Source organism: Brevundimonas aurifodinae (assembly GCF_040195595.1).
Classification (GTDB): Bacteria; Pseudomonadota; Alphaproteobacteria; order Caulobacterales; family Caulobacteraceae; genus Brevundimonas; species Brevundimonas aurifodinae.
This window is the reverse complement of record NZ_JBEGDD010000022.1, coordinates 1-11,541: the sequence shown is the minus strand read 5'-3', so window position 1 is coordinate 11,541 and position 11,541 is coordinate 1. Positions and strand designations below refer to the sequence as shown.

The following is an 11,541-nucleotide window of genomic DNA, read 5'->3' as shown; positions in this document are numbered from 1 at the left end:
GCCGCGCGGAGCAGTCGTCTTTCGCCGAAACACACACTCCTACGGTCTCCGGGCGAAGGCCCGGCTGCTCCGCCCGCCCTTCCCATCCCGTTCACAGCGGAAGACCGATGACGCGTGGCTGCGTTTCACCGGCTGGACACCCCGTTTCGGCTCGCCTATAGACCCCGCTCTCGCGCTCCGGACGTGCTCCGGCGCGCCGCGCCTGGGTAGCTCAGTTGGTAGAGCAGCGGATTGAAAATCCGCGTGTCGGTGGTTCGAATCCGCCCCCAGGCACCACCTTTCCCCAAGGTCAGACTTCCGGGCGGCTTTCGCCGAACGGGGTTGGTTAATCTACCGACCAAATGCAGCAGTGGTGCGACATTGCGGGCCACACACGCCCTGGCTCGCCCGAGGGGCGAAAAGCACCTTTGCGCCCTTGACGCTCTGGTATCGGTTCGCCAAAGGAACTTGACCGCTTTCTTTGCGTGAGCGGCCGGATGCCTGTGAAACTCCCATTTCACGGTGTCCGTCCAACCGCCGAAGGGGCCCTCTCGGGCAACCGGATGCGACAGAAGGCGTTTCGCCGTTCGGCCAACCCGGCCAGACGGCGGGACACAACCGTTTTCCATGCAGGGGCGCTTCGCACTGACGCGTTGCGTCTCTTGGGTTCCACGAGTCAGACGAAAAAGCAGGAACTGGCGACACATGCACAAGACCAACACCCTTCTCGCCCTGGCCGGCGCCGCCGTGCTTCTGGCGAGTTCGCCGGCTCTGGCCCAGGCCCCGGCCGCTCCGGCCGCTGACGCCGCCGCCACGACCGCTGCTCCGGCTGCGGCGGCCCCCGCGCCGACCGCCGAACTTCCGGCCGCTACCGAAACCGATCCCGCTACCGTTGCTGACGCCGCCGGCGGCGGTCACGGCGAGGGTGGCCTGACCCCGATCTCGATGTTCATGGCCGCGACGCTCGTCGTTAAGGTCGTGATGATCGGCCTGCTGCTGGCCTCGATCTTCTCGTGGACCCTGCTGATCATCAAGCTGATCGAGTTCGCCGGCCTGAACTCCAAGACCGACCGCTTCCTCGAGTCCTTCCGCCAGGCCCGCACCATCGCGGACATGCGCAAGATCGCCACGGCTGACGAGTTCGACGGCAACCCGCTGGCCGACATGGCCGCCGCGGCCACCGAAGAAGTCGAACTGGCCCGTCAGGCCGGCCTGTCGGTCACCGGCGAGCACCGCGACACCACCATCATGCGCGCCCAGACGGCGGTTTCGGCCGTTCAGTCCGGTCTGGCCCAGCGCCTGTCCGGTGGACAGCAGTTCCTGGCCTCGACCGGTTCGGGCGGCCCGTTCATCGGTCTGTTCGGTACCGTTTACGGGATCATGAACTCGTTCATCGGCATCGCCGAATCGAACACCACCAACCTGGCCGTCGTCGCCCCCGGTATCGCCGAGGCGCTGCTGGCCACCGGTATCGGCCTGTTCGCGGCCATCCCGGCGGTTATCTTCTACAACTACTTCAACACCCGCATCTCGGCCTACGGCACCCGCTCTGACGGCTTCAACGCCGAACTGATGAACGGTCTCTCGCGTCAGCTGGACAAGGGAGCCTAAGCGGGATGGGTGCCAAACTCTCCAGTGGCGGGGGTGGCAAAGGCGTCGTCGAGGCCAACAGCGAGATCAACGTAACGCCGTTCGTTGATATCATGTTGGTTCTCCTCATCATCTTCATGGTGGCCGCGCCTCTGGCCACCGTGTCGGTGGAGGTCAAGCTCCCTCGCGCCGTGGCTCCGCCCCAAGAAAATCCGCCCAAGCCGGTGTTCATCTCCATTCAGAACGACGGCGACGTCTTCCTGGGTGACTTCCGCACCAGCGCCGCCAGCCTCGGCGACGATCTGCGCGTCCAGATCCGGACGCGCAATCCCGAGGAAGAGCGGATCTACATCCGCGCGGACACGCAGACGCGCTACGGTGACTTCATGCAAGTCATGAACGCCCTGCAGGACAACGGCTTCTATTCCGTCGCCCTGGTCGGCGAAGACACCTCGACGCAGTAGGTCCAGATGACAGACACACCCGTTGAGTATCATCGCAGCCGCTATGACGCCCCTCGCAGGAAGGGCTTCATGGGGGTTTCCCCCGGGGTCTGGCTGATCGCCCTGGCGATCGTCTGCGTCCTGTTCGGCATCCTGCTGTTCTATCTCCAGCAGGCCAAGTTCGAACTGCAGGAGTTCAACTACACGGACGAGGCCGTGGACGTGGAGATCGTCGAACCGATCCCGCCTCCGCCGCCTCCGCCGCCTCCGCCTCCGCCGGACACCCCGCCGCCGCCCAAGCTGCAGGTGCGTCCGCCGGTCATCAACACCCAGGCCCCTCCGCCGCCGATCACCCTTCCGATCGAGCCGACGAAGAAGGAGGACCGGGTCGAATACACGGGTCCGCCCGTGATCGTCCCCGGACCCCCGCCGCCGCCGGCCCCGCCGGCTCCGGTCCGGCCGCCGGTGATCACCAACCCGAGCTGGGCCCGTCAGCCCTCACCGGAATATCCCGATCGCGCTCTCGAGCGTGAGATCGAGGGGAGCGCCGATCTGAGCTGTACGGTGAACCCGAACGGTTCGGTCAGCGGGTGCTCGATCGTGTCGGAATCGCCTTCCGGGGCCGGTTTCGGTCGCGCCGCCCTCTCGGCGGCCCGGAGCGCCCGTCTCTCGCCTCGCTCCGTCGACGGCGTGGCGACCGGGGGTACCGTCCGCTTCACGGTCAGGTTCAACCTGCCGGACTGATCCCGACGGCACACCAGAATGACAGACGCCCCGGGGGGGAACCTCCGGGGCGTTTCTCTTTGTTGGTCGCAGCTGGAATAGGCTTGATCGAGAGGGACCCAGCCGCTAGATACCCGCCTCTCGCAGCCCTCACGGGCGACGTTGTGCAGCCTTAGCTCAGCTGGTTAGAGCGCCGGTTTGTGGAGCCGGAGGTCCTCAGTTCAATCCTGAGAGGCTGTACCATTTCCTCCCACACCCACGCCGTCATCCTCGGGCTCGACCCGAGGATCGGATGTGGAACGAAGGCATCGGCGGAAACGGGCCGCAGCGGCGCAGCGCCGCTCGTTCCTTCCGCCTCGCTGACAGTCTGATCCTCGGGTCAAGCCCGAGGATGACGCGAGGGCGCGGCTGTCGTCAGGCCACCTCGGCCGGGACGCTGTCCTCGTCCAGGGGCGGCATTCCCGCCTCGGGCCGACGCCGGCACAGCTGCGAGATCGGCACTGTCAGTCCTTCCAGCGCCTGCGTCGCCGCCACCCGCCCGGCTTCGACGACGGGATCGTAGACCTTCCAGTCGCGAATATCGGACCCCTCGGGCATCGGCAGGATCAGCAGGTCGGTCTCGGCCCGGCTGTCCTCGACGTCGGCGTCGGTCGTGATCGTGGCCGCCCGCATCAGGATCGACACGATCGGCGGCCCCTTCTTCCAGGCGCCCGAGGCGATCCAGCGCCACCACGACGGCGGGTTCTCCAGGGCCTCGGGATCGACGCCCCGGGCCTGGGACATGTCGACCCCGATGATGGGCCCGGCGCAGAACTGGCGCATCACATCGGTCGGGAAGTTCTTGATGACCGCTCCATCGACCAGCACCTGGCCGTCCATCACCACGGGCGGCATGACCCCGGGGATCGAGATCGACGCTCGCATGGCCCGGCGCAGCAGGCCGCGCCGATGCACCTCGATCCGCCCCGTCGTCAGGTTCGACGAACAGGCGAAGAAGGGCAGGGGCATGTCGGCGATGTCGACGTCGCCATAGGCCTCTTCCAGCAACCGGGCGACCTTCCGGGCCCGGGTCATGGCGATCATGGGAAAGGCCAGATCCGACAGGGGGTCCGACTTGACGAAGGCCCGGCGGATACGGGCGTCCAGCTCCTCGTCGGTCCACCCCAGCGCCGGCCCGGCCGCGATCACCGCCCCCATGGAACTGCCGCCCAGGAAGTCGAAACAGACCCCCGCCTCATGCAGCGCCTTGACCGCGCCGATATGGGCATAGGCCCGCGCCCCGCCGCCGGACAGGACCAGACCGATCGCCGTGCCCGTGACGATCCGCGCGATCCGGGCCGCGTCGGCGGCGTCGCCTTCGACCGCGTGGAACCAGCGCCCGGGATCGACGGCGTCCAGCCAGACGCCGGTGTTGGCCGGTCTCCGCATCCGGGGATCGCGCAGCAGGATCAGGTCGGTGAACTGCTGCAGGCCGTGGGCGCTGATCGCTGGAATGACCCTGGGCGGCGCGGTCAGGGCGTCGCCGACGACGAACAGCCTGTCGACCTGACGCGCGCACAGATTGGCCCACGACGGCTCGTCCAGTTCGGCGACATAGAGGACGAAGTCGTGGGTGTCCTCCATGCGCGAGAACCACTCCGACACCGACGACAGGGCCGAATGATCGATGACCTGACAGGTGAACCCCATGGCCTCGATGGCCGCCGCGATCCGCTCGACGAAGGCGCGGATCGGTCGCGCCCGCACGGAGACGAAGCCGAACACCGTGGGCTCGGTCACCCCCGGCGCCCGCTCCCGCGCCCGCTGCAGCATCAGCCGCGACAGCTCGATCATGACGTCGGGCCGGGTGGCCACCGCCTCGAAGAAGTCCTCGCGCGGCAGGGCCAGGATCTCGGAATCGCGCAGCGCCACCACGCTGGCGGAATGCGGCGTCCCCGCGATCAGCGCCATCTCCCCGACCGGCTCGCCCGGCTTGACGACGCCCAGGAATTGGGGCGGCTGATCCGTCTCCTGCCGGAACACGCCGAGCCGTCCGGAGCGAACCAGATACAGGCTGTCGGCCTCCTCGCCGGCCTGGAACAGGACCTCTCCGCCGGTCAGGGCGAACCAGCTGGCGCGGGTGTTCTTGTCCTCGAAGACCTTGGCCAGGGCCGCTTCCAGCGTATCGGGGCGATGCGGGGCCATGATCGGATGTCGCCGGGCTGGGGCGCGCGGTTACCGCGCGGATCGAGGGTCCGAGTTAGCGGCGCTTCGGCGCCGGGGGCAAGTCTTCAGGCCAGCCTGCGGAACGCGGCCCCGTCCGCGTCGAACAGATGGGCCTTGCCGGGGGCCAACTTCAGCGACAGCTGGTCGCCCGCCGCGACGCGAACTTCGCCCGGCAACTGAACGGTCAGGGTGTCGTCCCCGCTCGGCAAGGCGGCATAGGCATAGGTCGCCGCGCCCAGGCTCTCGACGAAGGTCGCGGTGGCCGCGACCGTGTCGCCGGGCCCGTCCAGGGTCAGGTGCTCGGGCCGCACCCCCATCTGTACGGCCTGTCCGACCGCCGCGCCCGACGCCTCGACCGCGACGCGGACCGTGGTGCCATCCGCCAGCCGGACGGTCGCCCCGTCGGCCGACGCTTCCACCATCTCGGCCGGGATCAGGTTCATCTTCGGACTGCCGATGAACTCGGCCACGAAGCGGGTTTGGGGGTGCTCGTACAGCTCCAGCGGCGCGCCGACCTGTTCGACCACGCCGCCGTTCAGCACCACGATCCGGTCGGCCAGGGTCATGGCCTCCACCTGGTCGTGGGTGACGTAGACCATGGTGGTCTTCAGCCGTTGATGCAGGGCCGCGAACTCATAGCGCATCCGCACCCGCAGGGCGGCGTCCAGGTTCGACAGGGGCTCGTCGAACAGGAAGACCTCGGGTTCCCGCACGATGGCCCGGCCGATGGCGACGCGCTGGCGCTGGCCGCCGGACAGGGCCTTGGGCTTGCGATCCAGATAGTCGGCGATGTTCAGGATGTCGGCGGCGGCGTTGACGCGGCGGTCGACCTCGGCCCGGTCTGTCTTCGCCAGCGTCAGGCCGAACGCCATGTTCTGGCGGACCGTCATGTGCGGATACAGGGCGTAGGACTGGAACACCATGGCGATGCCCCGGTCGGACGGCGACAGGGCGTTCACCGTCCGGCCGGCGATGGCGACCTCACCGGCGTCGGGCTCTTCCAGTCCGGCGATGACGCGCAGCAGGGTGGACTTTCCGCAGCCGGAGGGACCGACGAAGACCACGAACTCGCCGTCCGCGACGTCCAGATCGACGCCCTTCAGCACCGGGGTCGCGCCAAAGCTCTTGGTGATGCCGCGAAGGGCGACCTCGGCCATTCCTGTGTCCGTCCCGCTTGTCGTTGAGACGACCGTAAACGGTTACAGCGACACCGGAAACCCTCTGCCTCCCCCTGTAGGGGAGGGTGAAGCCTAGCCCCGCGCCTTCTTGCCCTTGAACGGCGGCTTGGCGCCCGGCTTGGGCTTTCCGGTCCAGGGGCGGTCGCCGGCGGAGGCGCCGGGCTTGGCCACCCACGGTTTCTTGGCGGACTTGGGCTTGTCGACCCAGGGCTTCTTGCCCTCAGGCGCGGGGGCGTCCTTGGTGCGCTTGACCCATTTGGGCTTGGCCTCGCCGGCCGGAGCGGGCGCGGCTGCGGCCTCGGCCGGGCGCGGCGTCCAGGGCTTCTTCGCCGGCGCGCCCTCGGTGCGGGGCGGGCGGGCCGGGCGATCGCCGTCCTGGCGCATCGGCTTGTCGAAGCGGCGCGCGGGACGTTCGGTCGGCCCGGGGGCCACGGCGTCGGACACGGTCACTCCGTCCTCGGTCGAGGCGGCGACGGCGGCGCGGAACCTGGCCTCGGCGGCCTTGGTGATCTCGAACTTGGTCTCGCGCTCGAAGATCTTGATGGAGCCGACGTCCGGCTTGGTGACGTGGCCCAGGCGGCAGATGGTGGGCAGCAACCACTTCGGATCGGCGTTCTTGTCGCGACCGATGTTGATGCGGAACCAGACCATGTCGCCGCCGCGCGCGAAGTCGGTCAGGGGGCCTTCCTTCTGGCCGCGATCGTTCACACCCGTGGCCTGGGCGCGCTTCATGCGGTCGTCGTCATAGACGTCTTCGGGGGCCGGCAGCTTCTGGCGGTAAAGGCGGATCAGGGCGGCGGCGATCTGCTCGGGGCTGGACCGTTCCAGCAGCAGCTTGCCCATGGCCAGGGCGTCCTCGTCCTCGACCGGTGCGGTCAGGACGGGGTCGGCCAGCATCCGCTCTCGGTCCTTTTCCAGGATCATCTCCGCCGACGGCGGGCCCATCCATTCGGCCTTGATCGCCGCCGACTGCAGCATCAGCTCGACCTTCCTGCGGCGCGTGTAACTGACCATCAGGACCGAGACGCCCTTTTTGCCCGCGCGCCCGGTGCGGCCCGAACGGTGCAGCAAGCCGGCCTTGTTGACGGGGATTTCGGCGTGGATGACCAGTCCCAGGTCGGGCAGGTCCAGACCGCGTGCGGCGACGTCGGTGGCGACGCAGACCCGCGCATGCCCGTCCCGCAGCGCCTGCAACGCCTCGGACCGCTGGCTCTGGGTCAGTTCGCCCGACAGGCCGACGACGGAGAAGCCGCGTTCGCGCAGCGAGCTGGTCAGGTGCTTCACCCGCTCCCGCGTATTGGCGAACACCAGGGCGCCGGGGGCCTCGAAATAGCGCAGCACATTGACGACGCCCAGCTCGACCTCATTGGGGGCCACGCGGATGCAGCGGTATTCGATGTCGCCGTGGGGGGCGTTCTTTTGCGTCGTGTCGATGCGCAGGGCGTCGCGCTGATAGGTGCGGGCCAGATCGACGATGTCGCGGGCCAGGGTGGCCGAGAACAGCAGGGTGCGGCGCTGGGCAGGCGCGGCGTCGAGCAGGAAGGTCAGATCCTCGGAAAAGCCCATGTCCAGCATCTCGTCGGCCTCGTCGAGCACCACGGCCTTGAGTTGCGACAGGTCCAGCGCGCCGCGCTCCAGATGATCCTTCAGGCGACCGGGCGTGCCGACGACGATGGCGGCGCCGCGTTCCAGCACGCGACGCTCGGCGCGCGGGTCCATGCCGCCGACGCAGGTGGCGATGCGGGCCCCGGCCTTGCCATACAGCCACTCCAGCTCCTTGGAGACCTGAAGCGCCAGTTCGCGGGTCGGGGCGATGACCAGGGCGGCGGGGGCGCCGTTGTCCTCGATCCGCTCGGCGTCGCCCAGCAGGGTCGTCGCCAGCGCGAGGCCGAACGCCACGGTCTTGCCTGAACCGGTCTGGGCCGAGACCAGCAGATCGCGGCCGACCTCGGCCTCCAGCACCGCCGACTGGACAGGCGTCGGCTCGTCATAGCCGCGTTCGGACAGGGCGCGGTCGAGCGCGGGATGACTGGCGGGAAAGGGCATGGGGGTCTCGTAGGGCGAACGCGGCCAAAACGCGAGCGTCGCGGGCATTCCGGGGGGCGGGGCCTTTAGGCCGCGATCAAGGCCGAATTGGGGGAAGGGCGCCGGAATCTGACCCGTGTTCGCCGGCCCGTGACATCGGTGTCGACCCCATGCAATGTCCCGGCGTCTTTCGGGGGAGAGTCGCGCGTGCGCAAGGTTCTGTTTTCCACCGCTCTTTCGCTGTCTCTGGCGACCGGGCCGCTGCTGACCGGCCCGGCCTGGGCCCAGCAGACCTTGCGTTCCGGCGGCCAGGTGCAGGGCGAGCTGGAGCGCGGCGATGACCGGCTGAACTCCGGCGAGTTCACCGACGTCTATGAGATCGAGGGGCGGGCGGGCCAGACCCTGCGCGCGACGATGCGATCGGACGATTTCGACACCTATCTGATGATCCGCGGTCCGGGTGACTTCTCCGAGGACAACGACGATGCGCCCGATGACGGCACCAACTCGGCGCTGGACGTGCGGCTGCCGGCGAACGGCACCTACCGCCTCAGTGCCACCAGCTATGAGCCCGGCGAGACGGGACGCTACGCCCTGGCCCTGTCGGGTGGCGGTGGCGCGGCGGCCCTGTCGGGCCGGGGGCAGGCCGATGCGGGCGGGGGACGGTTGACGGTGGACGACCCGGCCACCGGCATCCTGGCCTCGGGCGACCGGCGGCTGCAGGCTGGCGAGTTCGCCGATGACTGGACCGTGCCGGTGCGGCGGGGCGAGACCTATACCGTCAGCTTCGATGCCTCGGACTTCGACGCCTATCTGATGGTGCGCGGCCCCGGCGGCCTGTCCGAGGACAATGACGACGACACCGGCCAGCGCGGCACCCGCAACAGCCGCATCACCTTCACGGCCCCGGCCGACGGCGAGGTCGACATCGCCGCCACCAGTTTTGGCACCGGCGAGACGGGCCGCTATCGCCTGATGGTGGAACGGACGACGCCGGCGCGCGCCGACCGGGGACGTCCGGCCCGGCCCGACGCCCTGCCGCCGCGCGACAGCGACGGGACCGTCCAGGTCGGCCAGACCGTCAGCGGGGACCTGGGTCGGGGCGATCGGCGGCTGGAGGGCGGAGAGTATCTGGAGACCTGGACCCTGCGCGGACGCCGGGGCCAGGCGCTGGACCTTCGGCTGATGTCTTCGGCCTTCGATCCCTATCTGGCGATCCAGGGGCCGGGCGGGCTGAACGAGTTCAACGACGATGACCCGGACGGCGACGGGGCGCTGGACAGCCGGCTGTTCGTGACCCTGCCGGCGGACGGCGAGTACCGGATCACGGCCACCAGCTATGCCTCGGGCGAAGAGGGCGCCTACCGCCTGGCCGTTCTGGCCGCCGACGGCCGGGCCTCTCAGGGACGCCCGCAGCAGGAGTCCTACGTCGAGGATCGCGGGCGCCGCCAGGACGTGGCGGGCGGCGCGATCGCGATCGGCCAGACGGTGGGCGGGACGCTGCAGTCGGGCGACGAACAGCTGGACAGCGGCGAATACGTCGACAGCTTCACCTTCTCGGGGCGTCGGGGCCAGCGGGTCGCGGCCGAGCTGACCTCGTCGGCCTTCGACGCCTATCTGATGCTGCGGACGCCGTCGGGCGAGCAACTGGACAATGACGACGGCGAGAACGGCACCGACAGTCGGCTGGACACTGTCCTGGCCGAGGACGGCGAGTACGAGGTCATGGTCACCTCCTATTCGCCCGGCGAGACGGGGTCGTACCGGTTCAGCGTCAGCCCCAGCCAGGGCTCGCCGCGCCAGGCGGCGGTCCAGGGCGGGGCGCGTGTGTTCGCCATCATGGTCGGCATCTCGGAATACGGCGATGTCGCCGGGGACCTGGCCTATACCGACGAGGACGCCGAAAAGCTGGCCGAGACGCTGGAGCGGGGCGGGGTGCTGAACGCCTCCAGCGTGGTCCTGACCAATGCCGAGGCGACGGTGGCCGGCGTGCGCGACGCCTTCCAGTCGGTCGCCAGACAGGCGGGGCCCGACGACATGTTCCTGTTCTTCTTCTCCGGTCACGGCAGTCAGGAACAGGGCAGCGCCAGCGCCCAGGAGCCGGACGGCCGCACCGAGACCATCGTCCTGAGGGACGGGGAAATCTCCGACGTCGAGATGGGCCAGCTGTTCCGGGGCCTGAACACGCGGCTGTCGCTGCTGGTGCTGGACAGCTGCTTCTCCGGCGGATTCGCCCGGAACGTCGTGGATCGCCCCGGCGTCATGGGTCTGTTCAGCTCCGAAGAGGACCTGACCAGTTCGGTCGCCGACAAGTTCGAGGCCGGGGGTTATCTGTCCCACTTCCTGCGGGCGGGCCTGGCGGGCGAGGGCGACGTGGACGGCGACGGCGCGGTCACGGCCGGAGAACTGGCCACCTATCTGCGCCGCCAGTTCGTCGCGGAGGTGTCGGGCGTCGAGGCCGAGACAATGGAGGGCCAGCGCAACTATCAGAACCTGGTGATCGACCGAGGCGGGGTCCAGGTCGACGACGTGGTGCTGAGGCTGGCGTCGACGGGCGGACCGGTCCGGGGGGCCTTCTAGGTCACCGCCCCGGCTGGGACGGGCTTCGTCGGATCGGCGTCAGTGAAGCGAGTGGCGGAGAGGGTGGGAGACAACGCCTCCTGCTCCGAAGCCTTATACAGCGGGCACATCTGGGGCTCCGACGAAAGAACGATGTACCACTGGGCTGTACCTGTCAACGCGAGGCGCAGCGCTCGATTTTGAAACCGTTTCACTGGGATCGCTGCACGTGGCGCGGGGACCGTTGGTCGCGCGGCACCCAACCGGCCCGGACGGGCCTCACCTATCGCTACGGTGGTCCGGCACAGGGCTCGATTTACTGGCCGCAGAGCAAGCGACACGGTAAGCTGCACCGCGGCCACCGTCCAAAAGCCGACACTGCCAACGTCTCTTACGGGTGGGGAGCGGACCTTTCGGTGTTCGCGTCTAACGCTTCCTGCGGTCACGCATCAGCCAAACCGCAAACCCGATAAATGCCAGCCCGAAGACTCCGCTTTGCCACGAAGCTTGGAAAAACAACGTCACGAACATCAACAGCAGACCGACGATAGCCACAACACCTGCGACCCACTTAGGGGTCGGCTCGCCGTCGTCTGGGAGGATTATCAAAACCGTTGCTCAGACGCTTTCGTCGCGTGGGCCAGTTGGTAGCTTAGGCTGTGGAACTTAGTCTGCAATGGGTCGAGAGCCGATCGTAGCGTAAGCGGGGCAAGCGGACTCCGCTGCTGCTACGACAGCAACTGTCAGGTGGGGGAACTCGTAATGAGCGAAACGGAGCGTTACCTCAGGCGGCTCCTAAAGCACCCGTCCGGACTGCGCGCCGGTGGCGGAGGTGACGA

7 protein-coding genes and 2 tRNA genes are annotated in these 11,541 nt (G+C 68.6%); 6 read left to right on the top strand and 3 right to left on the bottom strand.

Features of this window, described 5'->3' with window-relative positions:
• Nucleotides 1-200: 200 nt before the first annotated feature.
• From ABN401_RS16270 to ABN401_RS16250, 5 genes are all read left to right on the top strand, one after another.
• Nucleotides 201-276: transfer RNA gene (locus tag ABN401_RS16270), tRNA-Phe, on the top strand.
• Between the two features lie 408 nt (nucleotides 277-684).
• A complete protein-coding gene (locus tag ABN401_RS16265; RefSeq protein WP_349685915.1) occupies nucleotides 685-1,590 on the top strand; it encodes a MotA/TolQ/ExbB proton channel family protein in 906 nt (301 codons plus the stop codon).
• A 5-nt stretch (nucleotides 1,591-1,595) separates the two neighbouring features.
• On the top strand, nucleotides 1,596-2,033 hold the full coding sequence (locus tag ABN401_RS16260) for a biopolymer transporter ExbD (RefSeq protein ID WP_349685914.1): 438 nt from the start codon (nucleotides 1,596-1,598) through the stop codon (nucleotides 2,031-2,033).
• A gap of 6 nt (nucleotides 2,034-2,039) precedes the next feature.
• A complete protein-coding gene (locus ABN401_RS16255) occupies nucleotides 2,040-2,756 on the top strand; it encodes a TonB family protein (protein WP_349685913.1) in 717 nt (238 codons plus the stop codon).
• A 145-nt stretch (nucleotides 2,757-2,901) separates the two neighbouring features.
• Nucleotides 2,902-2,978 (top strand) — tRNA-His (locus tag ABN401_RS16250).
• A 171-nt stretch (nucleotides 2,979-3,149) separates the two neighbouring features.
• On the opposite strand, the gene ABN401_RS16245 is transcribed toward ABN401_RS16250, so the two are convergent.
• The 3 genes from ABN401_RS16245 to ABN401_RS16235 form a co-directional block, all read right to left on the bottom strand.
• Nucleotides 3,150-4,919: a patatin-like phospholipase family protein gene (locus ABN401_RS16245; RefSeq protein ID WP_349685912.1), complete on the bottom strand. Its 1,770-nt coding sequence runs from the start codon at nucleotides 4,917-4,919 to the stop codon at nucleotides 3,150-3,152.
• Between the two features lie 86 nt (nucleotides 4,920-5,005).
• The gene (locus ABN401_RS16240) at nucleotides 5,006-6,097 is read right to left on the bottom strand and encodes an ABC transporter ATP-binding protein (RefSeq protein ID WP_349685911.1); all 1,092 of its coding nucleotides are present in this window, start codon (nucleotides 6,095-6,097) and stop codon (nucleotides 5,006-5,008) included.
• 93 nt (nucleotides 6,098-6,190) lie between these two features.
• Nucleotides 6,191-8,164, bottom strand: a complete 1,974-nt coding sequence (locus ABN401_RS16235) for a DEAD/DEAH box helicase (protein WP_349685910.1) — start codon at nucleotides 8,162-8,164, stop codon at nucleotides 6,191-6,193.
• 186 nt (nucleotides 8,165-8,350) lie between these two features.
• Here ABN401_RS16235 and ABN401_RS16230 point away from each other — a divergent pair, with 186 nt between their 5' ends.
• A complete protein-coding gene (locus ABN401_RS16230; RefSeq protein ID WP_349685909.1) occupies nucleotides 8,351-10,723 on the top strand; it encodes a pre-peptidase C-terminal domain-containing protein in 2,373 nt (790 codons plus the stop codon).
• Nucleotides 10,724-11,541: the final 818 nt, after the last annotated feature.